Below are 26,530 nucleotides of genomic sequence, written 5' to 3' on the forward strand. Positions count from 1 at the left end.
GCTCGGATTCCCGAGGGGTTTCGCCGCCGGAAGGTCGAGAGTTAGGTGACGGCTTTGCCGACGTGGAAACCGTGAGCTACGAAACGCCAGACATCCCCGAGGACGCGCCGACCGTGCTCTTCCTCGGCGACTCGATCACCGCAGGGCTTCACCTTCCGCCGGACCAGGCCTTCCCGGCCGCGGTCCAGCGCCAGGCGCTCGATTACGGCGTCCCCTTCCACATCGTGAACGCGGGCGTCAGCGGCGACACGACGCGCGGCGGACTCAACCGTCTGGACTTTCTGCTGAAGAACACCTCGCCGGACGTCGTCGTCGTGGAACTCGGCGCGAACGACGCGCTGCGCGGTCAGTCCCTGACGAACATCGAAACGAACCTGAAGGAGATCATCGCCACCATCCACCTCACGGATGCGCAGGTGCTTCTTCTCGGCATGAACGCCCCGACGAACCTCGGCGACTACGCGCGCGAGTTCGGCGAGATGTACACGCGGATCAGCGGTGAACTCGACGTGCAGCTCGTTCCTTCGTTCCTGGATGGCGTCGGCGGCCTCCCCGAGATGAACCTACCGGACGGCCTGCACCCTACGCCCGAGGGCCACGAACGACTCGCGAAGAACATCGTGCGGCCCCTCACATCGATGATCTCGACGGCGTCTCCTCTCCTGGCACCCGGCCAGCGCCCCCAGGGCCGCTAACGCGCCGCTGCGGCCCGACACTGCTCGAGGATCGTCCGAAGTTCACGCCGCACGTGACCCGGAAGGTCCGGCTTCAGAGCGCGCTCCAGCTCGCTCGCGGCGAGCGCCCACCCTTCGCGCTCGATCATGTCGAGGGCGCGAATCGCGTGCAGGATCGTGCCTTCCGGGGTTTGCGCCTCGGTGAGAGTCGCGCCCGTGATCTCGATCCAGGTGCGACCGGCGTGGACCTCGCGTACCTCCAGGTCGAGCTGGAGCCGATCGTGCTTCCTGCACTGCCTGAGGCGCCGATCGACCTCGCTGCCGCGACGCACGAAGAAGTCGACCGCGGGAGCGTCGAACTCCTCCTTGATCCAGAGCCATTGTTCATCGGCCCAGAACGTGAGACAGCGGTAGTCGCCGCTGTGAAAGCGCGTCAGGAAGGGATGCCAGTCGTCGATCTCGCCATGGAGCTGAGCGAAGACCCGATGCTCCTCTCCGAGCTTCCTCTCCGGCTGGTAGAGCAGCGCGCTGATCGAGTAGGTCGGAATGACGGGAGGGACCGGCGCGGCGGCTTCCACGACCTGCACGTTCGCGGCGGGAACAGCGGGGCCCGCGAAGAGAAGCGAGGCGATGAGCGGAGCGCCGAAGAGATGGAGCATGGTGACCGGAGCGGGAGCTGGGAAGTCGAAGGCAGGCGGTGCGCCCGGAAAGGATTTCCGGGCGTACCCTCCGCGATCGACCAGATCCGCCCGGCGCTTGAGCTACAGGGTCCGATTTCTCGGGGCGACGCGCACCCGATCCCATGTCGCGTCGATTCCCAGGAGCGTCAATCCTCAGGGGCGTCCGCTGGCCTCAGGAACCACAGCGCGGAGTTGCCGTAGACCCTGGGCTTCGCATCGTCAGGGAGCCCGAGGTCGGGACCGTCCAGGTCTTTCGGCGCCGTGTGAAGCACGAGCACCCCCGTCGGCTTCACCGCTTCCTTCAGGACCGCATCCACCACCGCCAGCATCGTCCGACGGTCGCCCGGCGCCCGCCAGATCGGATACGGCGGGTCCAGGAAGGCCACGTCGACCCAGCGCTCGCCGTCCGGCTGGCGCCACGCATCGGCGATCATCGCGTCCCCGGGGGCGTGCTCGACCTCACCGGGCTCGAGATCGAGCCCCTCGCAGTTCTTCCGGAGCGCCTTCCGCGCCTCCTTGGACTCCTCGACGAACCGGACACTCGCCGCGCCGCGGGACAGGGCCTCCAGGCCGATGGATCCGGATCCGCTGAAGAGATCGAGGACGGCGGCGTCGATGACCTCGTCCCCCAGGATGTTGAAGAGGTTCTCCTTCACACGGCCGAGCATGGGCCGCGTGTCTTCACCGGCGGGAGCGACGAGTCGTCGACCGCGAAATCTGCCTGTAATAATGCGCACGCAGCACACGATAGCGCCGTCATGTGCTCCCGATGTGATACGGAAGGCCACCTTTTCCAGGGGCTCGACTTGCCGACTGGCCGATCATAGTGTAACAATCACACTATTAGCCCCGCCGATGAAGACCACCAGCAGCCCCAAGAGCCTCCCGGCCCGCGCCGGAACCAGCATGGACGCCCTCGCCCTGGGGCCACTCCCCCTGGAGGCGCGAGTGACCCTTGCGCGCCGCGACGTTCCCGGGATCACGTGGCCAGACGGCGTCGTCGTCGAAATCCTGGCGGCTGGCCTCTGCAGGACGGACCTGTACGTGGCGGACGGAACCCTGGCGGCCACACCCGGCGTCGTGCTCGGCCATGAGGCCGCCGGGCTCGTCCGCGCCGTCGGACCAGCGGTCACCCGCCTCAACCCCGGCGTCCTCGTGGGCCTGGACCCGCGCGTCCCGTGCGGAGAGTGCAGCGGCTGCTCCGGCGATCCGGCCTCGGTCCCCGCGCTTGCGGCTCCGAACGACTGCCTGAACCCGCGCCGCCTGGGCGTCGAGCTGGACGGCGTCTTCGCTGATTTCGTCGCGGTGCCCGCCGCCTGCGCGTACCCCATCGCCGCCGAAGTCGATGCCCTGCGCGCCGCCTACCTGGAGCCCGTCGCTGCCGCCATGGGCGCGCTCGACGCCGGCCTCCGTCCGACGGACCGCGGCGTCATCGTCGGCGAGGGACGCATCGCCGAACTCACGGCGCGCGTCCTCGAGCACGCGGGCTTCTCGCGGCCGCAGATCCTGGCCCCGAAGGCGCTGGCAAGCCGCGTCCCTGCCGGAGGCCTCGACTTCGTGATCGACGCGGGCCTGCCGGACGACGGGGCTCTCGCCGCCATGACGGCTGCCCTGAGGAAGCGCGGCACGCTCGTGCTGAAGAGCCGGACCGCGCGCCCGCGCTCCTTCGCGCCCGCGGACTGGGTGGCGCGGGAGATCACGGTCGTCGCACGCGCCTACGGAAGCTTCGAGCGCGCCGCCGAAGCGCTCGCGGACCCGGCGCTGGTTCTGGAAGACCTCTTCGGAAGCGCGCGCCCACTCGCGGAGTACCGCGAGGTCTTCGCGGAGGGTCGCCGATCCGAGGCCGTGAAGCTCTTCTTCGTCCCCACCCGCACGCTGGGGGGAATCGGCTGATGTGCGGCCTCGTGGCCCTGTGCGGCGGCGACCACCGAGCGCAGCGCGAGCGCGCCCTGCGCGGCCTCGATGCGATCCGGCACCGCGGTCCGGACGGATCGGGCACGTGGTCGCCCGGGGACGCCGCGACCCCGTGCACGCTGGGCCACGTGCGTCTGGCGACTCTCGCGCTCCAGGACGGCGCCCAGCCGATCACGAACGAGGACGGCACGATCGCCGTCACCTGCACCGGCGAACTCTACGACCTCGACGTCACGCGCCGCGAACTCGAGGCCCGCGGCCATCGGTTTCGGACCGGAAGCGACTGCGAGCTGATCGTTCACCTCTACGAGGAGCACGGAGCGCGCGGCGCGGTCGAGCGCCTGCGCGGTGAGTTCGCGTTCGTTCTTTTCGACGGGCGCACGCAGACGCTCGTCGCCGCGCGGGATGGCTTCGGGATTCGACCGCTGCTCTTCAACGAGCGCACGACCTCGAACGGCCCGGAGTACCTCTTCGCGAGCGAGGCCAAGGCCCTCTTTGCCATGGGCGTCGAGCCGCGCTGGGAAGAAGCCGCGCTGGCCGTGGCTTTCGCGTTCCAGTATCCGCCCAGGGACACGACGATCTTCGAAGGCGTTCATCAGGTTTTGCCCGGAGAGATCCTCACCCTGCGCCCAGGCGAGCCGCTTCGGCGCGAGCGCGTCCACGCTGCGTGCGAGCCGTTCACAGGTACGTTCGCAGAAGCGGCCAACGAAGTGCGCGTCGCGCTGAACGACGCCGTCCACCAGCGTCTCCGGGCGGAGGTACCGATCGCCGCACTCCTCAGCGGCGGCCTCGACTCGACGATCGTGGCGGCCATCGCCGCCCGGCACCGACCCGGTCTCCCCGCCTACACCGTCAGCTTCACCGGAGGCGGCGATCACGACGAAGAGGCCCAGGCGGCTCGCAGCGCCGCCGCACTCGGCCTCGACCACCGCGTGCTGTCCCTCGATGCGGACGCGCTCAGCGTCGCGTTGCCTGCCGCCATCGCGCACAGCGAGGGCTTCTCGATCAACCACCACATCGCGGCCAAGTACCTGCTGATGCAACGGCTCCGCGCCGACGGCATCACGGTCGCCTTGACGGGTGAGGGCGCCGACGAGCTCTTCTTCGGCTACGCCCACCTGCGCGCCGACGCGGGCGTCGACGGGCTCGACGCCTCCAACGCCGCGAGTGCGGGCCTCATGCTGCCCGCCGAGTCCACGGGTGGCCACCCGGCCGATACCGACCTCTCTGCGGTGGAATCCGCGCTCGGCTTCGTGCCCACCTGGGTTCGCGCCAAGGCAGGACTCGGCGTGCGCGTCCACTCCCTGATGAACCCGGAGTTCCGCCGCGGTCTCCAGGCCTCTTCACCGGCCGAACGGTTCGCGGGCTCCCTGGCCGATCCATCAGGACTGGACCATCCCGCCATCGCCGCAGAGACCTGGTCCTCCCACGCGCTCACCGGGTACATACTGGAGACGCTTTCCGATCGGATGGAACTCGCCCACGCGGTCGAAGGACGACCCGCCTTCCTCGATCGCCGCGTCGCCGCGCTCGCGCGGGCTCTGCCCACCGGGTTCAAGATCCGCGGACGGCAGGAGAAGGCCGTGCTGCGCGAGGCCGTCCGCGGCCTGATTCCCGAGGACGTGCGCACCCGCGAGAAGCACCCGTTCCTCGCGCCACCGTCCCGGGTTCACGCCGCCCATCTGCTGGCCGAGCTGGATCGCCCCGCCTTCGTGACCGGCGGACCGTTCGATCGCGACGTTATCGCAGGACGCCTTCGCTCCATGGAAGGCGCCGGGGCTAGTGAGCGCGCCGCCTGGATGCCCGCGGTCCTCATGGCGTTCAGCTTCGCCTGGTTGCACGACGCCTACATCGCATCGCCGAGGACGGCGGCCCTCGTCCGATGAGCGACGTCGAGACTCTCACGGCGCGGGTTCTCGCGCTCGCGGAGACGCAGCCAGCTCAGCCTGCTCTCGCCACCGACGGTGCGGGACCCAGGTCCTATGGCTGGCTCGCGAACGAGGTCCGAGGGGCCGCGGTCGCGCTACGCGCGCTCGGCGTCTCGCCGGGGACCCGCGTGGTCATGGACGCGACCCGCGACGAGCGCTACGTGATCCAGCTCCTCGCGGGCTGGTACGTGGGCGCCTCACTGGTGCCGCTCGCGCCCGATCTCCCCGTCGATACCGAAGCGGCGCTGCTGGCGCAGCTCGGCCCCTACACCGACGCCAGAACGCTCCATTGGCGTCCGCAGGACCGCGCGGAGCGGGCGGCTGGACCCGGGAAGGACGACGAGGCGTACATCATGTTCACCTCGGGCTCCACGGGAGTGCCGAAGGGCGTCCGCATCGGTCACGGCGGGCTGCCGCGACTTTTCGAAGAACAGGCGCGGCTCTTCGGGACCACCGCGCATACGCGCGCCGCCTGGATGCTCGCGGGTCACTTCGATGCGTCGATCTCCGACATCGGGGTCGCGCTCTGGAGCGGAGCCACGCTGGTGATCTGGTCCGGCCAGGAACACGGTCCTTCGATGCTCGACTTCATCGAGTCGGCGGCGCTCACGCAGGTCGACCTTCCGCCATCCAAGCTGCCCGCGCTCGTCGAACGCGGCCTCCCGCCGGCCCTCGAAACCCTCGTGGTCGGCGGCGAGCCAGCGCCGCCCCATGCGCTCCGGGCCGCCGCGCGTCACGTGCGCGTGGTCAACGTCTACGGACCGACGGAGACCACGGTTTGCGCCAGCGCCCAGGTGATCGATCCCGAGCATCACGCGGATGCGGCGAGCCTCGGGTGGCCGCTACCGGGCGTTCGGTTCGACGTCCTCGATCGCGAGCTCTACATCAGCGGCCACGGCGTCGGGCTCGGCTACCTCGACGGTGGGCGTGGGGCGTTCGTGCAGCTTCCCGGCGGAGGTCCGCGCGCCTACAGGACCGGCGACCTCGCGCGGGCACAGTCGGACGGGAGCTACCTCTTCCTCGGTCGATGCGACCGCCAGGTGCAGCTTCGGGGACAGAGGCTCGAACTCGCCGAGGTGGAGTCCGCGCTGCTCGCATCGAGCGAAGTGCGGGCGGCCGTTGTGCTCGTGCTCCCGGCTCCCGCCCCGCATCTCGTCGCGTTCATCGAAGGAGACGGCGATGCGGCGAGCCAAGCGGCGCGCTCGCTCCAGGACTGGAAGCGTCCGGCGACCATTCACGCGCTCGAAGCGCTGCCGCGACTCGGGAACGGGAAGGTCGACCTTGCAACCCTCGCCGCCTTACCCCTCGGCGGCACGCGCAGCGAGGTCGACGCGGGTCCGGAGAGCGACCCCCTCGGCCGCGCCTGGTGCCGCGTGCTCGGGATCACGAGCGCCTGCGACGACGACGATTTCTTCGCGCTGGGCGGCGACTCCGTCACCGCGCTGGAGCTATCGGTCGAGGCGGCCCGCAGTGGCCTTGCGGTCGAACCCGAGGCGGTCTTCAGCTCGCCCCGGCTCGCCGACCTGCGCGGCGCGTTGACCCGCGGGCGCACCGTCTCGGAACTCCGCGCAGAGGCCGCCGTCGAGTTCCCGAGGCTTCGGCTGAGCGCCGCGAGCACGGGCCGCCGCGGTCCCGGCGTGCTGCTGACCGGCGCCACCGGCATGCTCGGTAGCCAGCTCCTTCGCCGCGGATACTTCGGCGCACGACCGGTGTTCGCCCTCGTGCGCGGCAAGGACCAGGAGCACGCCACCGATCGACTCGTGCGCCAGCTGGGCGGCGCGCTGCCGAGCGGCGTCCAGGTGCTCCGGGGCGATCTGGGGCTCGAGCGACTGGGGCTCTCGGACGAACAGCTCCGCGCCCTCTTCGGTGCGGTCGGCGAGGTCGTGCACAGCGCGGGGGCCGTCGACCTCGTCCGCAGCTGTGCTTCGCTGCGCCCGATCCACGTCACCGGCACGGCGCGTGTGATGAAAGTCGCCGCGCGCCTCGGAGCGCGCCTGCATCACGTCTCCACGCTCTCGGTGTTCGTCGAAAGCGACCTGGCGCCCGGAGTCATCGGGGACGACCTCGCGCTTTCGGACCACCACCGGATCTTCGGTGGCTACGCGCAGTCCAAGTTCCTCGGCGAGGAGCTCGCGCGTCGCTATCCGTTCGGCGGGAGCCTCGTGCGTCCGGGCCTGCTCACTGCGGACGTCCATCTGCCGGATGGCCCACTGCCGCCCCACCAGCCCCGGCCCCTCGATCAGCCCCGGCCCCTCGATCAGCTCAGCCGGGTGATCCGCGGCGTCGCGGCGCTGGGCACGTGGCCGACCCACGCCGACCAGCGCGCCTTCGACGTCACGCCCGTCGACCGCGCGGCGAGGCTGCTCGCCGGACTGCTCGATTCGAAGGATGAGTCACCGAATCGCCCGGTCCATCTCGCGTCCCCGTCGGCAGCCACCGGCGCCCAGCTCTTCGAGGCCATGGACCTCGAGGGGGTCGCGGTCCGAAAGATGGCTGCGTGGCCGCCCGAGAGTTTGTCCACGCCCGCCTGCCACGCGGAGGCCGTGGACCGAGCGGTGGCGCTCGCGGCGCTGACCGCTCGCGCCCATGGAACCGAGATGGCCCGGACACCCAGGAGCGGCGATCTGTTCCTCGCGAGCGATCATCGCTTCCACTGTGCCACCGTGGCCTCACGGTTCCCGGGCGCGCTTCCGCCGGTGCTCACCGTGGAAGCCCTGCGTGCACTGGTTCGCCATGCGCTCGGACGCAGCGCCGATGTGGAGGTGGCCCCGTGACCCCCGGAACGGAGCGTACACGCGGCCTCGTCCTCGGCAAGTTCCTGCCGCCCCACGCCGGCCATCTGCGGCTCCTCCGCTTCGCGGAGCAGATGGTCGACGACCTCGACGTGATCGTCGCCTCCGTGGCGTCGGAGCCGATCGGGAGCGAGCTGCGCGTGCGCTGGATGAAAGAGCTCATCCCAGGCGCGACCGTGCACGCTCTGACGGACGATCTTCCGTCGCTTCCGGAGCAATCACCGGACTTCTGGCCGCTCTGGCGCACGAGCCTCTTGCGCTGCCTGGAGCGTCCGCCCACGCACGTCTTCGCGTCCGAGGGCTACGGCGCAGAGCTGGCGCGTCAGCTCGGTGCCCGGTTCGTGCCCGTGACCCGGCCGGGCACGGACGACGAGGGACCGATCGCCACGAGCGGCACCGCGATCCGAAGAAACCCCTGGGAGCACTGGCGGCATCTTCCCGACGTCGTTCGGCCCCACTTCCTTCGCCGTATCGCCATCGCTGGCCCGGAATCCGTGGGCAAGAGCACGCTGGCCGCGCGCCTGGCGAAGGAGTTCGAGACCGTCTGGGTGCCCGAGTACGCGCGCGACTGGCTGACCCGGGAAGGCGCTCCCATGGACGGCGAGACCGCGCGGGTCGAGCCCGGGGACATGGTGATGATCGCGCGCGGTCACGCGGCGAGCCAGCGCGCGCTCGAACGCTCTGCGAATCGGCGGCTGTTCGTCGATACCGACGCGCTCGCGACCACGATCTGGTGCGAGTTCCTGCACGGGCAGGTGCCGGAGGAAGTGGCCTCGATCGCCGAAGCCGAAGCGCCCGACCTGACGCTCCTGCTCGATGTGGACGTTCCCTTCGTGCCGGATCCGATCCGCTATCTGCCGGAGGAGCGCCGACGCTTCTTCGATCGCTACGAGGCCGCGCTGCAGGAGGCGGGCCGCCCCTTCGCCCTGATCCGAGGCGACTTCGAGGAGCGTTTCCGCGCGGCTGTCGACGCCGTCCGAGCCGTTCCTCCACCCGAACCCATGCCATGACTCTGGATACACGGAACACGAAGGAAGCCTGGTGGGTTCCTTTCTACGACGACCTGCTCGCGGAGACGCTCCTCGTGCGGGAAGACCCGACCGAGGTCGAGGCAACGGTTGATTTCCTCATGCGCATCCTGGAGCTCGCTCCGGGTTCCGGCCAGCGCGTGCTCGATCAGTGCTGTGGGATCGGGAGTCTCAGCGGGCCGCTGGCAGCGCGGGGTTTCGACGTCCTTGGCGTGGATCAGTCGGCGGCGTACGTCGAGCGAGCGCGCCGCGACACGAGCGCAGCCGGTCAGCGCGTGAACTTCGTCGCCGCGGACGCGAGCGCCTTCACCGCCGAGCCCGCGTGTGATGCGGGCTTCAACTGGTGGACGAGCTACGGCTACGCTCCGACCCGAGAGCACAACCGGAATATGCTGCGGGGGGCCTTCCGAAGCCTCGCGCCCGGGGCTCTCTTCGCCCTCGATACGATGAACCTCGCGGGCGTCCTGCGCGCCTTCCAGGAAGAGGTGGTCGTGCAGCGTGAAACGCCGCGCGGCCTCATCACCATGACCCGCCGCAGCCGCGTCGATCTGGCAAGCGGGCGACTTCTGAAGCGCTGGACCTACGAGGCGGACGGCGAGCAGCTGGCCGTGCACGACACGTCGCTCATGCTCTCCATGCCGCACGAGCTCGGCGCTGACCTGGAGGCCGCGGGCTTCCGCGTCGAGGCGTACTTCGCGGGCATCGACGGCGCTTCCCTCACCCTCGACGACCCCCGCTGCATCGTGCTCGCCAGGAGGCCCGCATGACCACCGCATCCACAGGGCGACCGCTGATCGAGCGCCGTCCGCGCACGACGAAATCCGACGAGCTGCTCGATCAGCTCTACGCTGGCGAGATCTCGCTCTCCTCCGGAACGGACTCGGCACGAACGCTCGCCCGCGACGCGATGGAGGCGGTGCGCGCGGCCTTCGCGGACGTCGGCGATCCGGCGCTCGCGCAGTACGAGCTTTCGAACGAGGACTTCTTCGCGCGCGTCAAGACGCTTCGGCGCGCGTTCTACATCGAGCCCTTCTGGCGAGAGCGAGTGATCGCAACGATCGTTGCGGCGGGCCTCGATCCGGAGCGAACCGCGTACGATCCGCTCAAGCTCCGGGTCGTGCAGAGCGGCGGTGCCAGGAACCCGGCGGCGGCGCCGGTCTTCCAGGCCCACCGGGACGTCTGGTACTCGCATCCGAGCTGCCTCGTGACCTGGTGGATCGCGCTGCACGACGCGGGTGAGGCCGAGACGTTCACGTTCTACCCCCACTACCTGGAGCGCCCCGCGCCGAACGACAGCGAACGGTTCGACTACCGCGACTGGGTCAAGGACGGGCCGGACCTCAAGATCGGCTGGCAGGACATCGAGGCCGGTCGCAAGGCCGTCTTCCCGTCGCTGACGGGCGAGATCGAGTCGAGCCCGGAGGCGGAGCTGGGCTTCCGTCCGGGGGAGGGCGACGAGCTGCTCTTCGCCGGAGCCCATCTCCACAGAACGCTCGCCCATGAGTCCGGACGAACGAGGTTCAGCGTGGACTTCCGGGTGATCGACACGGTCCACGCAGCCGAGGGGATCGGCGCGCCGCTGGTGGACGCCCGCTGCCTCGGGAGCGCCGTCGCGGACTACCTTCCCTTGAGCGGAGTCCGCTGACTCTTCGGGTCAAGGATTGCCTCGGTCCGACCGAGCGATGCGAGAAGGTCGGCAGGCCGTCCTTTCAGTCCGCAGCCCGAACGACGCCGAAGGATGCGTCGGCTCCCGAACCCGCCACCGCCAGAACGCGAACCTTCGCGGTCCGGTTTCGCCAGGGGCTCACGTCCCAGGTGAGGAGCGGGTCTTCTCCTTCGGCGCCTGGTTTCGTGGCGAGGACCACCTCGCCGCGCACGACGAGCTGGAGCTGGACGTAGTTCGGCGTCTTCGTTTGAAACTCGATCTCCAGTGTTGGTGTATCGAGTCCCAGGATCGGCGTTTCGGCGGTGAGGGCGAGCATGTCCTGCTTGGGGCTGATTCGCGTCAGCGTTCCCGGCGGCCCGATCACGAAGGGCGGGCCCGAATAGGAGGGTGTGAGGGCCACGGGGCCGCCGGTGACGGGCTGGACCTCTGCACCCTCGGCGTTGCTCGAGCGGTACGCTTCGATGGCGTCCGCGTACCGCTCCACGATCCTTGGCCGAGCGAACAACCAGGAGCCCATCGAGCCTTCGAAGATCAGCTGAAAGCCCTCGGGTCGGAAGGGAGCCCTCAGGAGGACCAGGTCGGCTTCGTTCGGGAAGCCGACGTCCCAGCGCGAGGTGCTGGCCGCCGTGAACGTAGGTGCGGGCGTGACCAGACCCGCGACGTCGATGACGCGCGCGTCGCTCATGAACGCGAGGTAGCCGGGCTCCCACGTCAGCACCGTCGTTTCGTTCAATCGGGTCTGCCGGAGGAAGTCGGCGATCTCCGGATAGGCGATCTCTCGACCGACGTACTGGAAGGTGTTGCGCAGCTGGAAGGACGCGGCCCGATGGATCGGAATCGCCGCCAGGACGCCGAGCACCGCGGCTGCGTACCCGGCCGATCTCCAGCGGGGTCCGGCGCACTTGCCGCGGGTCAGACGCGCGAGCCCGTACAGCGCGCAGAGGAGCCCGATCATGTGCAGGGGCGCGCGGTGCCAGGTACAGAGCGGGCCTGGCGCGAACGCGATCAGGACGGCAAACACGAAGAGCCCCCCCAGCGGCAGCGCGGCCGCGAGGAACTGGCGCGATTTGATCAGGTAGATCACGCCCAGCAGGCCGAGGATCCCCAGGACGACGCTGAGGGCCAGCCCCACGGGGTACGCGTAGCCCGCGCCACCGGTGGGATCCGCAAGGGGTCCAGTGAGAGGCCAGAAGAGATCGTGCGGGAGGTCCAGGTAGGAACGCTCGAAGTAGCGCAGCGGCGAGACGTGCCCCGCCTTGGCCCCCGCGGGCAAGGGGATGGGATTGCCGTAGTAGTGCCAGGCCACGCCGAGCCAGGGGAGCGTGACCCCGGCCAGCGCGAGTCCGCCCGAGCGGATCGCAGACCAGGAACCGCGGGAGGCGAGCACGATCGCCATGGCGGCGCCGAACGCGTAGCCCTCGTAGCGAGTCAAGCAGGCGAGTCCCAGGCAAAGGCCCGAGAGCACGTACCTGCGATCGAGCGCCCAGCACCAGGCCCCCAGGAGGAGCGCCGTGAAGAGCGGCGTCTCCATCCCCCAGTAGGCGTGCAAACGCCCGACACCCAGCGCCACGGCCAGTGCGAAGGCCACGCCCGCCCCCGGTGACCCGAGGCGCTGAAGCAACCGTCCGCCCGCGTAGCCGAGGGCCGCTAGGGAAAAGCAAAAGGCGACGTCGAGTACGACCTCGGGCTGGGCACCGAGCGACAGCGGCAGCGCGAGGAACATGGCCCAGAAGGGCGCGGATGTCCCGAGAACCGCCTCGCCGGACTGGAAGACGAGCCCCTGACCGCTCGCGAGGTTCGTGGCGTACCTGAGCGTGATGTACGAGTCCTCGAAGAGGAAATCCGCGAAAGTGAAGTAGCTGATGATCGCCCCCGCCAGCGCGACGAGCACCAGCATCGTACGGCTGGAGACGAGGGCGTGAGGAGGCGTGGAATCGGCGTGCATGGGGGCCACAATCTAAGTTCCGTCCAAGGTTCGGCAACGCAGCTACGGAGCGAAACAGGCGAAACTCATGCGACGAACTTCTGATTCGGGGCACCAGGGCGTCATTCGATTCAGGTCGCGAATCGCTGCGCTCACCATGCGTGAATGGCGTTCGGAGAGCGATGTGGCCTAGGATCAGCGGCGAGCCACGGGATTCGCGTCCGCGAGTGCCGCCAGCGTTCCTATCCGCTGCGTGGCGCCCAGTCCCGGGCTCGCGCCTCGAACGATCGCTTCCCATGATGAAACGGACACCATTCATGACCGGGGCACTCGCATGCCTCGCCGTCTCCTGCATTCCGACTCGAGCCGCTGGCCCCGCATGGTGGGGTAGCCGCCTCAGCCCTGACGACGGCGCGCCGCAGCACGTCGTGACGGGCGGGCTGCAGGTCGAGCGTTTCCAGGCCATCCCGAAGGTCGAGGTTCGCTTTCCCGCCGACTGGCGATCGGCGCCGCGCACGGCCGATGACTCAGGAGAACTCCGCGCCATGCTCCCGGCGGATGCCGTGACGGTGACCTTCCTCGACGGCAAGCGGCGCGAAACGGCCCTGAGCACGGCCACGATTCGCGTGGAACGGGAGGCGGAGCTGAACGGCCAGCCCTCTTCGGGCATGCGAGTCGTCACCGGCGACGATGCGGAGATCTACCTCGTTCGCGAGGACCAGCGGCGGGACGTGCTTCGCGTGGACATCGTGGGCTTCGACGGGTGGCCGCGGGAGGCCGTGCGGATCGCTCGGTTCGACTGGCCGGTGACGGAGGACGAGATTCACGGGTGGCAAGAGAGCCTCTGGCTCCGCGGACCGGCTCAGGTGGCCATGCTCGTCGGAGTCGTCGCGGGCGCCATCTGGATCTCCAACGTCGGCCTCGAGCGAGCGCTGAGGGAGGAATAACCCATGGGACGTCTCCTGCAGTGTGTCCTGGCCGTCGTCGCGCTCACGCTTTGCGCGAGCTGCTCCAACCTGCGCACGTTCCAACACGAGGTCACTCCGTGGGGCGGGCACGACGGCGCGGGAGGGGCGGATCAGATCTACTTCGAGCTGCGCAACGTGAAAGGTCTCGAGGGCGGCGGCCTGAGCGCGCTGGAACTGCCTGAGGACTGGCCGGAGCGGCCCGTCCGGCGGGACGACGAGGGCCGAGCCATCCTGGATCCGCCGCTCGAGCCGACATGGCGCTTCGGGCGCGCCATCCAGCCCGCGGTCGTGCTGGCCAGCCGGGGCAATGTCGCGCCCGGAACGTTGAGCCTGTACGGCACGGAGCATTCTCCCATGAAGGTGCCGGTCGTGATCGATCCCTCGAACCTGGACGACGCGACCGCGCGTGCTGCGACAAGACTGAGCGCAGGAGCGAGCGCCTACGCACTGGTGGACGACTCGCCGGACGAGGAGCGAAGGCATCGCGTCTATCGCCTCGTCGGAGCCAGACTGGACGCGCGCGGCGAGGTCGAGTGGGTCCAGCTTCTCTCCCTGGAGTTCGAGGACTCCCGCAACGCGCTGGAGCGCGGACTGGACGTCCCGCTGCGGCAGTGGCCCACGCTGGACGTGGCACTGATCGTGGCAGCCCTGATCTGGCCGGTGTTCGTCTTCGGGTAAAGCGCCTGGAACGGAAAGGGCCAGCTCGGGCGCGGCGAGCCGCCCGGGGCGCTCCTGGAAACCATCCCTGGGACGAGTTCCGCAATTGCCGGAGACTCTTTGGGAAGAGCCCCTCCGATTCCTAGGATCGGCGGCGTGAGCAACCAGAGACTCCACGTCAACGTCGACCACGTCGCGACGATCCGCCAGGCTCGGCGCGCAGTCTTTCCTGATCCCGTCGAATGGGCCATTCGCTGCGAGGCCGCGGGGGCGCACGGGATCACGTGCCACCTGCGCAAGGACCGGCGGCACATGCAGGACGCGGACATCCACGGGCTCCGAGAGGCGGTGAAGACGCTTCTGAACCTGGAGTCGAGCCTCGACGAGTCCATGCTCAAGATCGCGGAAGCGAGCGGCGCGGACGCCTTCTGCCTGGTGCCCGAGAACCGACTGGAGATCACCACCGAGGGCGGACTGGACGCGATCAGGGAGCGGCCGCGGCTGGCGGACGCCGTGGCCCGGCTCGCTGCGGCCGGAGGCGTCGTCTCGGTGTTCATCGATCCCGAGCCAGCCCAGCTGGACGTGGCGGCTGCCGTGGGGGCGCCCTTCGTCGAGCTTCATACCGGCGCCTACGCGAACGCGACCGGCGCGGTCCGCGCGGCCGAACTGAACCGGCTCATCGCCGCGACCGTCCATGCGCGTTCGATCGGCCTGCGCGTGAACGTCGGGCACGGACTCGACTTCGACAACGTGCAACCCGTGGCGGCCATCGAAGGAGTGGAAGAATTGAACATCGGCTTCGCCATGGTGGCGCGGGCCGTCTTCGAGGGGGTCGACCCGACGGTGAAGGAGATGCTGCGTTTGATCGAAGAGGCACGAGCTTGAGCGACCCATCCAGGAACGACGTCCAACGTGCCGAGCCGGGCGCGGATCCCGCCGGCATCGTGCCGCTGGAGGGCTCGATCGTGGCCCTGCCGACGATGTTCTCGTCGAACGCGCTCCAGCTTCGCGACCTCGACGACCTCATCCGGTTCCAGTCGAGGCACACGACGACGGGGGTCCTGGTGGGCGGTACCGCGGGCGAGGGATGGGCGCTCTCACTCAGCGAGTTCGGGCGAGTCGTGGGTCATGCCGCGGAGAGCGCAGCGCGCCACTCAGGGTTCCGACTCCACGTCTACGCGGCGATCACCGACATCGATAGCCGGGCAGCCCGGAGCGCTGCCGTGACGGCAGTCCATGCAGGCGCGGAAGCGCTATTCCTGTGCGCCCCCTCCTTCGCGCAACCGAGGGTCGAAGGACTGGTTCGCCACTTCGCTTACATCGCCGAGGGCCTGCCGAAGGACACGCCCCTCGTTCTCTTGAACGAGCCAAAGCGGACAGGCACCGACCTGACGCCCGACCTCGTTCGGCGAATCTGTGCAGAGATACCCAGCTTCGTCGCGCACTGCGAAGGCGTCGGCCAGCCCGCGCGTGCTCGCTCCCTTGCGTCCCAGCTACCGGTCCCCGTCCTCTGCGGCGACGACCGGATGATTGGACCCTACATGCGAAGCGGCGCGGCGGGAGCCGTTTCCGTCGTCGGGGGCATCGTGCCGGCGGAGGTCGCGCGACTGATCCTGGAGGCGCAGGGCCACGGAGTGCGGGCGAATCGGATCGCGGACGCACTGGAGCGCAGCCTGAACCCGCTCATCGATACGCTCCGGGTGGCGCCCTGCCCCGTCGCGCTGAAGGAAACGCTCCTGGCGCTGGATGCGATCCGGAGCGCGGAAGTCCGCGCTCCGCTCGCGTCGCTCGGGGAGTCGGATCGCCGGGCGCTGGAGAGGTCTCTCACGGCCGCCAAGCTGCTCGTGCCTGCGTTGAGCTGAGCGGCCCAGGAGGCTGGACACCGTCAGTTCGACGCCACCACGACCACCTCCCGCACGTCGGCCCCCACGTCGATCACTTCGTCTCCCACGCCCGCGAAAGCGCCTCGTACCACGAGCGTCCCGGCCTCCGCCGGGATCGCCACATCCAGCTCGCTGCTGGGCTCGCGCTCGGAGGTCAGGCCCCAGGCCGTGAACGCGGATCGACCCGGAGCTCCCTGGGGCGTCCGCGACCGATAAACGATCGCCTCCTCCTCACCGCGCTCGTTCAACCGATAGACGTTCTGCTGCCACCAGCGAAGCGGGGCCGCCACCTCCTCGTCCGCCACCGTCCGACGCAGCGTGACCCAGCGCATCTCCGGCTCCAGCGGGAACCCATGGAGGCTCGCCTCCTTCGCCAGGAATTCGCCCTCGGCGGAACGTCGCCCGGCGCTGATGCTCACGAAGCACCGCGCGCCCCGCGGAACGCGCAGCTCCAGCGTCGGCGAGGATTCGGCGTCACCTGCCACCAGGAGCGGCCTCGTGATCGTGGGCCGCTCGGCGCCAGCCCCCGCCACGAACGCCGTCACCCCCACCGACCGCTCCCCTGTGAAGAGCGAGCCGTCGCGCTCCAAGAGGTTCAATCCGACGGAGACCAGCGGCGGGACCTCGCTGTAGAGCGTTTGCACGCCCAGCTCGGTGCCCTCCACCTCCAGGGAGCAGTAGATCCCTAGCGGCTGAAGCAGCATCGCGTAGCTTCCGGGCCTGAGCGCCGCGCACTCCCAGCGCAGCAGCCCGTCGCCCGCGACGGAGAGCCCCGCTCCGAGCCCCAGCTTCCTCGCGAAGAGCCCGTCGACCGAAATCGCTCCGCCCACCCCGTAGAGCGCCGCGCCCGTCACGCGCCCCGCGAGGTCCGCATCGGCGAACTCGATGTAGCCTTCGACGAGATCCTCTGGGGTGTCGCCCTGGAGCGCCACCTCCACCCGGTCTCCAGCGAGGGACGTGCCGCCGAACCCACGGGCGGTCTCCTTGCTGTCGCCCGACCCGGGGTCCAGCGCCCTCCAGGAGGCCTCCGCCGCCGCAGAGCGAATCGGAACCGGAAGGCCGCTGAACCGGAAGTCACCCTCGAGCCGGCCTCCATGGGCGAGCGCTCGTTCGAGCACCACCGACACCGAGGACGACCCCCAGCGCCCGACTTCCTCCTCCATCAGCTGGAGGCTGAGCACATCGATACCACCGACCGGCGCCACCGCGGAAGCCTCGACGTGCACGAGCACCTCGTGTCCAGGCCGGAGAAGAACGCGCCCGCCCGCGACCCGAAGTCGATCGGGAAGGGTTTGCCAGGCGCAGCCGTCGGCGCTCACGAGCGGCCGCTCCATTCCCGCGAGCCGACGCACGGGAAAGGGTGCGTCGAGTTCGCGGTAGCCTGCTTCGAATCCCTGGGGCCCCGGTGAGTCGAAGGCTGGACTCGCACCACGGGCGGGCGCGGCGGCCTCGGCGATCCAGACGGAATGCAGCTCCTCTCCGGTCGCCCTGGAGTGCACCGCCACGTACGCCTCGCGGGCCACCCGGATCACGACCTCGGAGGCTGAGTCTCCGACGAACCCTCGATCGTCTACCACGAAGATCTCCTGGGCCAATCCGACGGAGGTCACGCGAAACTCGAACGGCGGCGCGGGGGTTGCTGGGAACTCGACCCGTCCACCGACCCGTACGTCGAGGTCTCCGTGAGCCAGCCAGTGCCCTCCCGGAGCGCGCGTCAGGACGCGGAGTTGGCCCGCGGGAAGAGGTGTCGCCGCAGGTCCTCCAAGCGGCTCGAGCCGCCACGGAAGTGCGGCGCGCGATCGGCTTCGATCGACTCCCTGCGCGACGCGCTCGCCCTGCGGCAGGGGCCGCGCTGCACCGAGAATTGCGGGCGCGTCGGCGGCATCGCTGGTCAGTGCCGCCGGCTCGGGAGCGCCGACCCAAACGGCGGGCGGCGCGGGGTTCGTGGTGGGCGCAAGACGCGCTGTCAGCCAGCCCGCCACGCCAAGGAGGACGCCCAACGTGAGCCACAGACGGAACGATCCGCCGCGAATTCGTGTGTTCATGGATTGTGCTCGTGCTTGGGATGGTCCGCCCCGGACGAGCGGGAGTCGCCGACCATCCTGGATTCTGAAAGGGATGGAAGAGAGAAACGTGCGCGAGCGCGGAAGGGCGTCGCCCCTCCGCGCTCGCAGGCGATCTCAGGAGCAGTTCGCGCAGGTCTGCTGCCCTTGCGTCCCCGGCTTGATGTCGAGGTCGACGAAGCGGCTCCCGGGAGCGCGCCAGTCCGCGCTCACTCCGCCGGAAGTCGTCTGACTTCCACCCAGGGCAGGACAGTTCTGGCCGAAGCCGCAGTTGCTGCTGTCGCAGCTCGGTCGCCCAAGCCCGATCTCGTCGTAGAGCTCCTGCGCCGCGAGCGCGAAGCTCTTCTCGTCGTGGCCGCCAGCGATCGCGGAGTGTGGGCCGACCGGGATATCGAAGGGCTCCGACTCTTCGCCGCACTGGAGCACCGTGGGCTCATCGCCGTTGACGTCTTCGGGCTCGTCCGCCTCTTCCTGGAGGCCTCCGCCGCCGGGCTGGCCGCCCGTGACGTCAACGGCCTGGGCCGCTCCCGCGGTGAGTGCGAGGACGAGGAAGCAGATGGCAGCGGTGTGGTTCAGAATTCGCGTCATGGCAAGTTCTCCTGTTGCATGTGAGATGGAAGTCGCCCGCCCGGCGAACGTCGTCGAGGGGCATCACGTCTGTCAGGAGTCAGGACCGGAGCGAGAGAGCGGCGGTATCAGCGTTCCGGAGAAACGGCCGCCGAACCGAGAGGTGCGCCATTCAGGCACCAATGGCTGCCATTTTGGCACCATGGGCGCCACCTGTCGACCTTCATGCGGGCCCAAGCCGCCCGGCGCATGCTTCCAGTGACTGGCATGGCCCTTGCCTGATGGAACGAGTGGCCCCGGCCAGGCGCTGGCACCACAGGAGATTCGATCTATGCAACCCCAATACACCCACCGCTCCCAAGAGGCGCTCAACGCCGCCCACCAGCTGGCTGCGTCTTCCGGTCACCCGGAGCTGGTGCCCGCCCACCTCGCCCTGACGCTCCTCGCAGAGCCCGAAGGCGTGATGTCCGCCGTGCTCTCCAAGCTCGGTGTGGATCCGAAAGCGCTTCGACCTGAGCTGGAGGCGCTCATCGCGAAGCTCCCTCGCGCGACCGGCGGCGGACAGGTGGCGACGGCTCGCACCTTCGCCGCGGTCATGGCCGATGCAGCCAAAGCAGCGAGCGATCGCGGCGACGAGTTCGTCTCGACCGAGCACCTGCTCCTCGCGCTCGCCCGGAAGGGATCGCCCGAGGTCGCAGCGCTATTCTCGGCCCGCAACGCCGGGCCCGACCGTATCCAGGCCGCACTCGAGGAAGTGAGCGGCGGCCAGCGCGTTACCTCCGAGAACCCTGAGGCGACCTTCGATGCCCTCGGCAAGTACGCACGCGACCTCACCGAGGACGCGAAGGCGCAAAAGCTCGATCCCGTCATCGGACGCGACACCGAGATTCGACGCGTGATCCAGGTGCTCTCGCGCCGCCGCAAGAACAACCCCGTGCTCATCGGTGAACCGGGCGTTGGCAAGACGGCCATCGCCGAAGGGCTCGCGAACCGCATCGCGATCGGCGACGTTCCCGAAGGGCTCAAGAACAAGCGCGTGATGTCGCTCGACATCGCGTCGTTGCTGGCGGGCGCCAAGTACCGCGGCGAGTTCGAGGAGCGGCTCAAGGCTGTTCTCGAGGAGATCGCGAATGCGAACGGCGAGGTCGTTCTGTTCATCGACGAACTGCACACGCTCGTGGGCGCAGGCGGCGCGGAAGGCGCGGTCGACGCGGCCAACATGCTGAAGCCCGCGCTCGCGCGCGGCGAGCTTCACTGCATCGGCGCCACCACGCTCGACGAGTACCGCAAGTACATCGAGAAAGACGCCGCGCTGGAGCGACGCTTCATGCCCGTTATGGTCGACGAGCCGAGCGTCGAGGACACGATCGCGATCCTGCGGGGTCTGAAGGAGCGCTACGAAGTCCACCACGGCGTTCGCATCACGGACGGCGCGCTCATCGCCGCGTCGAGGCTTTCGGACCGTCACATCGCCGACCGCTTCATGCCGGACAAGGCGATCGACTGCGTCGATGAGGCCGCGGCGCAGCTCCGCACCGCCATCGATTCGCTCCCCCCGGAGATCGACGAGATCGAGCGAAAGCAGCGACAGCTCGAGATCGAGAGGAGCGCCCTGTCCGCCGAAGACGCGAAGGGCAACGCAAATCGCATCAAAGCGATCGGTGAGGAACTCGCCGAGCTCCACGAGAGCACGAGCGCCCTGCGCGCGCGCTGGTCCAACGAGAAAGACCTCATCCAGTCGATTCGTGCCGGCAAGATCCTCCTCGAGGATCTGCGCGCCGAGGCGGAGCGTAAGGAGCGCGAAGGCGACTTCGAGCGCGTTGGCCAGATTCGCTTCGGCGAGCTTCCCGAGACCGAACGCAACATCGAGAAGGCGTCGGAAGAGCTCGAGCGCGTCCAGGAATCAGGCGCGCTTCTCCCCGAAGCCGTCGACGAGGAGATGATCGCCAAGGTCGTCGCGCGCTGGACCGGGATTCCCGCGGACAAGCTGCTCGAAACCGAGCGTCACAAGCTCCTCACGATGGAGGAGGGCCTGCGCCGTCGCGTCGTCGGTCAGGAAGAGGCGCTCGAAGCGATCTCCCAGGCGGTCCGTCGCGCGCGCGCAGGCCTCGTGGAAGAAACGCGGCCTCTGGGCGCGTTCCTGATGCTCGGCCCCACCGGCGTCGGCAAGACCGAAACGGCGAAGGCCGTCGCCGAGTTTCTCTTCGACGACGAGCGCAACATGATTCGCATCGACATGAGCGAGTACATGGAGAAGCATGCGGTGTCGCGCCTGGTCGGCGCGCCTCCCGGCTACATCGGGTACGACGAGGGCGGCGCGCTCACGGAAGCGGTTCGCCGCAAGCCGCACAGCGTCATCCTCCTGGACGAAGTCGAGAAGGCTCATCCCGACGTCTTCAACATCTTGCTCCAGCTCCTCGACGACGGTCGCCTGACCGATGGCCAGGGCCGGACCGTGGACTTCACGCAGACGCTGATCCTGATGACGAGCAACTTGCGCAACGAAGAGGCGGTGAAGGACTTCTTCCGACCGGAGTTCATCAACCGACTCGACGAGGTTCTGACCTTCCATCCGCTCGGGCGCGATCAGATCGGCGCGATCGTCAAGGTCCAGGTCGAACGACTGAGCAAGCAGCTCGAAGACAAGGACATCGAGCTGGTGCTCTCGGACGCCGCCACGGAGCGGATCGCCGAGCTGGGCTACGACCCGGAGTTCGGAGCCAGACCGCTCAAGCGCGTGATGCAGAAGAACGTTCAAAACCTGCTCGCAGAGGCGATCCTCAAGGACCAGCTGCGACCGGGGCAGACCGCCTTCATCGACGTGCACGAGGACCTGTTCATGGTCGAGGCGCGGGACCCGGTGAACCCGCCCGAGCTTCAGCACTCATGATTTGAAGCGCAGCAGCTCGAGATCGAATCCGCGCGGCCGCGACACCCAGTGGGTGTCGCGGCCGCTTTCGATCCGAGGCGCGTGCCGACGTGCGCTCTATTGGAACCCGATCGAGAGGCCGTCGGTGAAGTTCGAGGTCGCCGCCCCTCCGACGGAGTCGCGGAACCAGCACTGGAAGTTCCAGGTTTCGCCCGGCAGCACCTGTACCAACCCGTTCGGCTGCGGCGTCTGGCTGAGGTTGATGCCCAGGTCGATCGCGCCGTTAGAGCCCGAGTTCATGATCTGACCCGATGCCACGTAGCGCCCGATCGCGCCGCCCAGGCAAAGGTTGCCCTGGCTCCCTCCGGGCCCGGCCGCGAAGCCCTGCATACGGCTCGTGATGAAGAAGCCGAAGGAGAAGCGCGGCAGATCATGGGCCGTGAGTGTCACGTTGTTGTTCGTCGTGATCGAGCTGCCCGCGGCCAACATGCGGCCGCTCGCGCCCGTGGAGTTCAAGGGCGCGGGGCCACAATAGTTGGCTCCGAGCGCGCCACCCACGAGCGAAGAGCCCGGGTTGGCGTGGAGGAACGAGACCTCGTTCTGGCCGAGGGCGCCGGAGTACACCTGCACGTCGTCGATTCGTCCGTCGAACCACTCGGCCGTGCCACCACCAAGATCGAGCACGGCGATCAGGTACTGGTTCGCGCCGCTCGGCGCGTTCGCGGGCGCATTGCCGCCGACTGTGCCGACCAAGACTCCATCCAGGTAGAACGTCGCAAGGAAGCTCGCATCGAAGGACACGACCAGGTGGTGCGGCTGGCAGCATGGCACCGGGACGTTCTGGTTGTAGTCCTGAATGTCCATGGTCGTGAACCGCAGGCCCGCAGGAGTCGTGCCGAAAGCGAATGAACCTCCACTTCCGCCGCCGGCAGGACGCCGGTTGGCGAAGACGCGCTGAAGCTGCTCGACGTCCGCTTCGATCCACGCGGCGATGCTCAGGTTCGACCTGAGGGCGTCGAGGGATGGGCTACCCGGGATGTCCACAAAGCCGGAGAGGCCGTCGAAGTCGACGGCAGTCCCGGAGGTCATCGACGTTCCGGCCTGGCCAAGGACGTAGCCGCCGGTGTAGGACCCGTGGTTGCCGTTGCCAGACGAGTCCACGCAGATCGTTCCAGAGGTCTCGTTCATCTCGTAGTGAGAGACGAGGGTGAACTGGGCGGAGGAGGCATGCATCAGCGCAGAAGCGCTGACTGAGAAGATAGTGAACTGGACGATGCGATTCATGTTCTGGCGTCGATGGGGAGGAGAGCGACCTGAGGAGCGGCAGACGCCGGGGGTGTGTCACTTGTTGTGTAATTTCGGCTTCGGCTCGACTGACGCTCTGAACCTGCAAGGCGCGTGAGGGATCGGCCCTCACCCCTGAGGGGCCCATTCGTCACGTGCCGGTTGCGTGGGAGGCCATCGTTGGCTTTCGTGGTGTTAACCACAACCCCACTCGACCAACGATGCCTCACCACGAAGCCGACGCTAACAAGATCTCCCTCGTCCTGGAACTCCTGACTGAGCACGGTTTCGACCGTCTCGCTGAGGCGATCCAGATCTTGCTCAACGAGGCCATGCTGATCGAACGTTCCGACTACCTGAACGCCGCGCCGTACGAACGCGCAGAGTCCAGGCGCGGGTATGCGAACGGGTTCAAGCCCAAGCGCGTCGCGTCTCGTGTCGGCGAGCTCGAGCTGCGCATCCCGCAGGTTCGGGAAGCCGCCGAGGGCGGAGAGCGCTTCTATCCGAACGCCCTCGAGCGAGGAGAACGTGGCGAGAGGGCTCTCAAGCTCGCGATCGCAGAGATGTACGTTGGCGGCGTCTCGACACGCCGTGTTCAGAGGGTCACCGAGGAGCTCTGCGGGCTCAAGATCACGTCTCCTCAAGTCTCACGCGCGACTCAGCTCCTCGACGAAGAGATCTCCTCGTGGAGGAGTCGTCCCATCGGCGCCTGTCCCTACCTCGTGCTCGATACACGCTACAAGAAGGTAAGAATCGGCGGCTCCGTGGTCACGGCGGCTGTTCTCGTCGCCATGGCGGTACGAGAGGACGGGAAGCGAACGATGCCATTGCCACATGCAGCGCAACGCGCAGCCCTACCTCTCCAAGATCGTCATGAAGAAGGACGTGGCGGAGGACCTCCGCTCCATCTTCAACGCGCCGACGATGGCCGAAGCCGAGCAGATCATCAAGACGATCGTGGTCAAGTACCAGGACTCGGAGCCCAGGGTCGCCGCGTGGATCGAAGAGAACATCCACGAGGGACTCGCTGTCCTCCAATTTCCCGCCAGCCATCGTCGACGCCCCTGGACGTCGAACGCGGTCGAGAGGCTCAGCAAAGAAATCAAGAGGCGAACGCGAGTCGCTGGCCTCTTCCCGTACGAAGCCGCGCTGTTGCGGCTCGTCACTGCCCTGGCGATGGAGGTCTCCGAAGATTGGGAGGCCGGCCGTCAATACCTCACCATGGAGCAAGCCTGATCTTCCTCGCGGACGAAATTGCAGAAGAAGTGTTGCTCTATCAGCGCCCTCCGATCCCGACTCTGCGTTGAAGTAACTGTCCAAATGGCATCCAAAGCTCCGTCGAGCTCGAAGAATCGCTCAGTCGAACGTCACGCAAAGAGCGTTCGAGAAGTTCGATACGCTCGCGCCCGCGCCATTCACATCGCGGTGCCAGAACTGCCAGTAGCGCGTCTCACCGGAGAGGACCGCGACCCCGCCTGAGGGGCTGGGGGTCATGGTGAGGTCGAGCGCTTGAGTCACGGTGCCGGATGAGCTTGAGGTTTGCACGCTCTGCGCGTAGCGCCCCATATCGAAGCTCGCGATGCAGAGGTCCCCGGCGCTTCCGCCCGGCATCTGAACCAGATTCGCCTGGGTCGAGGTCACGAAGTAGCCCATGACGCCGGCGGGAAGCCCGCCGACGGCGAGGGTCAGCTGGTTGCTGGCCGCCATGGAGCTTCCGGTTCCGCTGATGGACGAGGCACCTTGGGTCGAGTTGGGGCGGGCCGCACAGAACGAGGAGCCAACGCCGCCCTGGATGTCGAGGACGACGAAGACGCTGCCCACGCTCGTTGAACCGGTGCTGGTGCGGAGAGTCGCGACGAAGTAGAGGCGACCGTCGTCGGTGAGGCGGAAGTCGTCCGAGCCGAAGTCGTGGAAGAAGAGGTCGTCGTCGTAGAGGCCGTTGCCGTCCAGGTCAACGGGATCTCCCTCGCGGACGAGCACGCGCTCGCCGTTGTAGACGACCACGGCGTTGCGAGACGTGTCCGCGGCGTCGGTGATGCCGCCGATCACGAAACGACCCGCCCCGTCGCACACGTTCGCGAAGAAGGAGCTGAAGCCGTAGGACTCCGTCGTGCCTTCGTGGATCGGCTGACCCTCGAGGGCAACCACGGAACCGTCGAGGACGACCCAGTCCAGGTTGTTGCCCTGGAAGCGCCCGTCGGCCATCCATGACCCCTTCGGGTGCATGTAGACCCCGAAGATTCCGCCGTCGTCTACCAGGTCCGCGGGACCACCGGGCAGCGGGTAGCCCTCCTGGATCGCGACGCTCCCGTTCACCACGACCACGCCGTCTTCGGTAGGTACCGTCGAGAGGCTGCCCTGGACGATGTAGCGCAATCCTTCCTCACTCACGTGGAGGTCTTCGAAGTCGAAGGACTCCCAGGCGTCCGCCCGACCCGAGATCTGGCTAGCGGGAACCGACACGCCGTTCTGTGCAAACACCGTCGTCCCGGCCATCACCAGGTTGTTGTCGGCGAAGCTTCCGCTGGGGGTGCCGATCACGCCGTCCGTTTCGTACCAGACGTCGCCGCTGGCCGTGATCACCGAAGTATTCATGAACCCTGCGATCCAGCCCATAGGCGCACCCGTCACCTGAAATCCCTCGCGACTGATCACGGTGAAGCTGCCGGAGGCTTCCCCGCGCACCACGTACTCGTTCTCGCTCGCTGCCTCGTCCGTGGAGTGAGTGAAGGCGTACTGTCCGGCGTCGTTGATGTTGATCCCGCGGTCGATGGGATTCACGCGATGCAACGGATCGATGTACGCCGGGGAATCGCCCTCGCGCAGCACGACCGCGCCGTTCACGATCAGCACCTGGCTCTGGGTGGCGGGCAGGTCCGTCTCCGCGGTGATGGCCCAGTTGGCTCCGTTCGGACTGAGGGCCGGACGCGCGAACGAACTGAACTTTGCACCGGGAAGCCCGGGCACGGCGGAGAGCGGCGATGCGTCGACGTCCGTGTAGATCACCTCCAGGCGTTGGGCTGAGGGCGAGGGGGAGACGAGTCCGGGAACGAGCAGAAGAAGCGTGAACATGATAGGCAAAGAAGAGGGCCACCTCCGATCACGGGGCAGCCACGGATGAGGACCGCTGCACGGTCCTGAGCGTCACCGATGCTCGGCGACGGCGCCAGGGGGTGGGGGGGGGACGGCCGGGCAGGAGAATAGCAGGCGGCCCGCAGTCGGGCGGCCAACGCCGGATTCGGGCTGTCCCGATTTGAGCTATCGGACGCTCGACAAGCCTCAGAACGGGCAGAACTGAAATCGGAGCGCGCTGGTCGTGTTGAGTGAAGCGTCGACCCCGGCGGCAGGAGCGTTCCGATCAGGAAGAAGCAGGGCTGATCGCCGGCGGCCATCTGAATGGAGAGGCGGGGAATCGCGGCAGCATCACGAAGGCTGGTAATGGTCGCATCCGAAGGCCCTCATCGCCGTGACCCGCGAGCTCGCCTGCGCTAGTGGTTTGATCCGAAAGTTCGCGCCATTTATTCGAGTCACATTCGCGCTGCAGCAAGGCGTCCGAACCGCAGTGCGTAGCAGTCGTTCCGCCCAAGGTTCGTCAACGCGCCATGCCAGGGCTCGAATGGAGCTCATACATAT

The 26,530-nt window shown here is 68.2% G+C and carries 19 protein-coding genes and 1 pseudogene; 13 read left to right on the top strand and 7 right to left on the bottom strand.

Going from position 1 to position 26,530, the window contains the following annotated elements; all coding sequences use genetic code 11:
- Positions 1–71 precede the first annotated feature (71 nt).
- On the top strand, positions 72–695 hold the full coding sequence (locus tag Poly30_RS24430) for an arylesterase (protein WP_419190617.1): 624 nt from the start codon (positions 72–74) through the stop codon (positions 693–695).
- Here Poly30_RS24430 and Poly30_RS24435 read toward each other — a convergent pair.
- Both Poly30_RS24435 and rsmD read right to left on the bottom strand, forming a co-directional pair.
- Positions 692–1,333 carry a hypothetical protein gene (locus Poly30_RS24435; protein ID WP_145203802.1) on the bottom strand — a complete coding sequence of 214 codons (642 nt, stop codon included), beginning with the start codon at positions 1,331–1,333 and terminating at the stop codon, positions 692–694. The two genes, Poly30_RS24430 and Poly30_RS24435, sit on opposite strands and share 4 nt — an antisense overlap.
- Before the next feature lie 167 nt (positions 1,334–1,500).
- Positions 1,501–2,142, bottom strand: coding sequence for a 16S rRNA (guanine(966)-N(2))-methyltransferase RsmD (gene rsmD, locus Poly30_RS24440; protein WP_419190618.1), 642 nt, complete (start codon positions 2,140–2,142; stop codon positions 1,501–1,503).
- A gap of 67 nt (positions 2,143–2,209) precedes the next feature.
- Here rsmD and Poly30_RS24445 point away from each other — a divergent pair, with 67 nt between their 5' ends.
- From Poly30_RS24445 to Poly30_RS24470, 6 genes are read left to right on the top strand one after another with little or no spacing between them, the layout of a single operon-like run.
- Complete coding sequence (locus Poly30_RS24445) at positions 2,210–3,247, top strand: alcohol dehydrogenase catalytic domain-containing protein (protein WP_419190619.1); 1,038 nt, start codon at positions 2,210–2,212, stop codon at positions 3,245–3,247.
- Positions 3,247–5,154 carry an asparagine synthase (glutamine-hydrolyzing) gene (gene asnB / locus Poly30_RS24450; protein WP_145203811.1) on the top strand — a complete coding sequence of 636 codons (1,908 nt, stop codon included), beginning with the start codon at positions 3,247–3,249 and terminating at the stop codon, positions 5,152–5,154. Before Poly30_RS24445 ends, asnB begins: the two co-directional genes overlap by 1 nt.
- On the top strand, positions 5,151–7,970 hold the full coding sequence (locus Poly30_RS24455; protein WP_145203814.1) for an AMP-binding protein: 2,820 nt from the start codon (positions 5,151–5,153) through the stop codon (positions 7,968–7,970). Before asnB ends, Poly30_RS24455 begins: the two co-directional genes overlap by 4 nt.
- Complete coding sequence (locus tag Poly30_RS24460) at positions 7,967–8,998, top strand: AAA family ATPase (protein ID WP_419190620.1); 1,032 nt, start codon at positions 7,967–7,969, stop codon at positions 8,996–8,998. The genes Poly30_RS24455 and Poly30_RS24460 overlap by 4 nt, the downstream gene beginning before the upstream one ends.
- Complete coding sequence (locus tag Poly30_RS24465; RefSeq protein WP_145203820.1) at positions 8,995–9,783, top strand: class I SAM-dependent methyltransferase; 789 nt, start codon at positions 8,995–8,997, stop codon at positions 9,781–9,783. Before Poly30_RS24460 ends, Poly30_RS24465 begins: the two co-directional genes overlap by 4 nt.
- Positions 9,780–10,661, top strand: a complete 882-nt coding sequence (locus tag Poly30_RS24470; protein ID WP_145203823.1) for a hypothetical protein — start codon at positions 9,780–9,782, stop codon at positions 10,659–10,661. Before Poly30_RS24465 ends, Poly30_RS24470 begins: the two co-directional genes overlap by 4 nt.
- A 64-nt stretch (positions 10,662–10,725) precedes the next feature.
- Here Poly30_RS24470 and Poly30_RS24475 read toward each other — a convergent pair whose 3' ends face one another.
- Positions 10,726–12,627, bottom strand: coding sequence for a glycosyltransferase family 87 protein (locus tag Poly30_RS24475; protein ID WP_145203826.1), 1,902 nt, complete (start codon positions 12,625–12,627; stop codon positions 10,726–10,728).
- A 296-nt stretch (positions 12,628–12,923) separates the two neighbouring features.
- Between Poly30_RS24475 and Poly30_RS24480 the strand changes: the two genes are divergently transcribed.
- From Poly30_RS24480 to Poly30_RS24495, 4 genes are all read left to right on the top strand, one after another.
- On the top strand, positions 12,924–13,553 hold the full coding sequence (locus Poly30_RS24480) for a hypothetical protein (protein ID WP_145203829.1): 630 nt from the start codon (positions 12,924–12,926) through the stop codon (positions 13,551–13,553).
- Between the two features lie 3 nt (positions 13,554–13,556).
- Positions 13,557–14,252, top strand: a complete 696-nt coding sequence (locus tag Poly30_RS24485; RefSeq protein ID WP_145203832.1) for a hypothetical protein — start codon at positions 13,557–13,559, stop codon at positions 14,250–14,252.
- A gap of 135 nt (positions 14,253–14,387) precedes the next feature.
- Entirely contained in the window at positions 14,388–15,116 is a 729-nt protein-coding gene (locus tag Poly30_RS24490) for a pyridoxine 5'-phosphate synthase (RefSeq protein ID WP_419190621.1), read from the top strand.
- Positions 15,113–16,093 (top strand): dihydrodipicolinate synthase family protein, encoded by a 981-nt coding sequence (locus Poly30_RS24495; protein ID WP_145203835.1) that lies wholly within the window; start codon positions 15,113–15,115, stop codon positions 16,091–16,093. The genes Poly30_RS24490 and Poly30_RS24495 overlap by 4 nt, the downstream gene beginning before the upstream one ends.
- A gap of 23 nt (positions 16,094–16,116) precedes the next feature.
- On the opposite strand, the gene Poly30_RS24500 is transcribed toward Poly30_RS24495, so the two are convergent.
- On the bottom strand, positions 16,117–18,159 hold the full coding sequence (locus tag Poly30_RS24500; protein ID WP_145203838.1) for a hypothetical protein: 2,043 nt from the start codon (positions 18,157–18,159) through the stop codon (positions 16,117–16,119).
- Between the two features lie 135 nt (positions 18,160–18,294).
- Positions 18,295–18,765 carry a hypothetical protein gene (locus Poly30_RS24505; RefSeq protein ID WP_145203841.1) on the bottom strand — a complete coding sequence of 157 codons (471 nt, stop codon included), beginning with the start codon at positions 18,763–18,765 and terminating at the stop codon, positions 18,295–18,297.
- Positions 18,766–19,075: 310 nt separating this feature from the next.
- Between Poly30_RS24505 and Poly30_RS24510 the strand changes: the two genes are divergently transcribed.
- Positions 19,076–21,634, top strand: a complete 2,559-nt coding sequence (locus Poly30_RS24510; protein ID WP_145203844.1) for an ATP-dependent Clp protease ATP-binding subunit — start codon at positions 19,076–19,078, stop codon at positions 21,632–21,634.
- Positions 21,635–21,730: 96 nt separating this feature from the next.
- Here the strand turns inward: Poly30_RS24510 and Poly30_RS24515 are convergent, their stop codons facing one another.
- The gene (locus Poly30_RS24515; protein ID WP_419190622.1) at positions 21,731–22,846 is read right to left on the bottom strand and encodes a LamG-like jellyroll fold domain-containing protein; all 1,116 of its coding nucleotides are present in this window, start codon (positions 22,844–22,846) and stop codon (positions 21,731–21,733) included.
- Positions 22,847–23,118: 272 nt separating this feature from the next.
- Between Poly30_RS24515 and Poly30_RS24520 the strand changes: the two are divergent.
- Positions 23,119–24,133 (top strand): annotated as a pseudogene (locus Poly30_RS24520) (transposase).
- A 120-nt stretch (positions 24,134–24,253) separates the two neighbouring features.
- On the opposite strand, the gene Poly30_RS24525 reads toward Poly30_RS24520, so the two are convergent.
- Entirely contained in the window at positions 24,254–25,969 is a 1,716-nt protein-coding gene (locus Poly30_RS24525) for a hypothetical protein (protein WP_145203850.1), read from the bottom strand.
- Between the last annotated feature and the right edge of the window lie 561 nt (positions 25,970–26,530).

This window comes from Saltatorellus ferox (genome assembly GCA_007751475.1).
Classification (GTDB): domain Bacteria; phylum Planctomycetota; class UBA1135; order UBA1135.

What these genes read in the sequence shown, in the direction of transcription:
- Poly30_RS24435 (WP_145203802.1), bottom strand. Translation starts at nt 1,333, where the DNA reads ATGCTCCATCTCTTCGGCGCTCCGCTCATCGCCTCGCTTCTCTTCGCG.
- Poly30_RS24445 (WP_419190619.1), top strand. Translation starts at nt 2,210, where the DNA reads ATGAAGACCACCAGCAGCCCCAAGAGCCTCCCGGCCCGCGCCGGAACC.
- asnB (WP_145203811.1), top strand. Translation starts at nt 3,247, where the DNA reads ATGTGCGGCCTCGTGGCCCTGTGCGGCGGCGACCACCGAGCGCAGCGC.
- Poly30_RS24455 (WP_145203814.1), top strand. Translation starts at nt 5,151, where the DNA reads ATGAGCGACGTCGAGACTCTCACGGCGCGGGTTCTCGCGCTCGCGGAG.
- Poly30_RS24465 (WP_145203820.1), top strand. Translation starts at nt 8,995, where the DNA reads ATGACTCTGGATACACGGAACACGAAGGAAGCCTGGTGGGTTCCTTTC.
- Poly30_RS24470 (WP_145203823.1), top strand. Translation starts at nt 9,780, where the DNA reads ATGACCACCGCATCCACAGGGCGACCGCTGATCGAGCGCCGTCCGCGC.
- Poly30_RS24475 (WP_145203826.1), bottom strand. Translation starts at nt 12,627, where the DNA reads ATGCACGCCGATTCCACGCCTCCTCACGCCCTCGTCTCCAGCCGTACG.
- Poly30_RS24480 (WP_145203829.1), top strand. Translation starts at nt 12,924, where the DNA reads ATGACCGGGGCACTCGCATGCCTCGCCGTCTCCTGCATTCCGACTCGA.
- Poly30_RS24485 (WP_145203832.1), top strand. Translation starts at nt 13,557, where the DNA reads ATGGGACGTCTCCTGCAGTGTGTCCTGGCCGTCGTCGCGCTCACGCTT.
- Poly30_RS24500 (WP_145203838.1), bottom strand. Translation starts at nt 18,159, where the DNA reads ATGAACACACGAATTCGCGGCGGATCGTTCCGTCTGTGGCTCACGTTG.
- Poly30_RS24505 (WP_145203841.1), bottom strand. Translation starts at nt 18,765, where the DNA reads ATGACGCGAATTCTGAACCACACCGCTGCCATCTGCTTCCTCGTCCTC.
- Poly30_RS24510 (WP_145203844.1), top strand. Translation starts at nt 19,076, where the DNA reads ATGCAACCCCAATACACCCACCGCTCCCAAGAGGCGCTCAACGCCGCC.
- Poly30_RS24515 (WP_419190622.1), bottom strand. Translation starts at nt 22,846, where the DNA reads ATGCATGCCTCCTCCGCCCAGTTCACCCTCGTCTCTCACTACGAGATG.
- Poly30_RS24525 (WP_145203850.1), bottom strand. Translation starts at nt 25,969, where the DNA reads ATGTTCACGCTTCTTCTGCTCGTTCCCGGACTCGTCTCCCCCTCGCCC.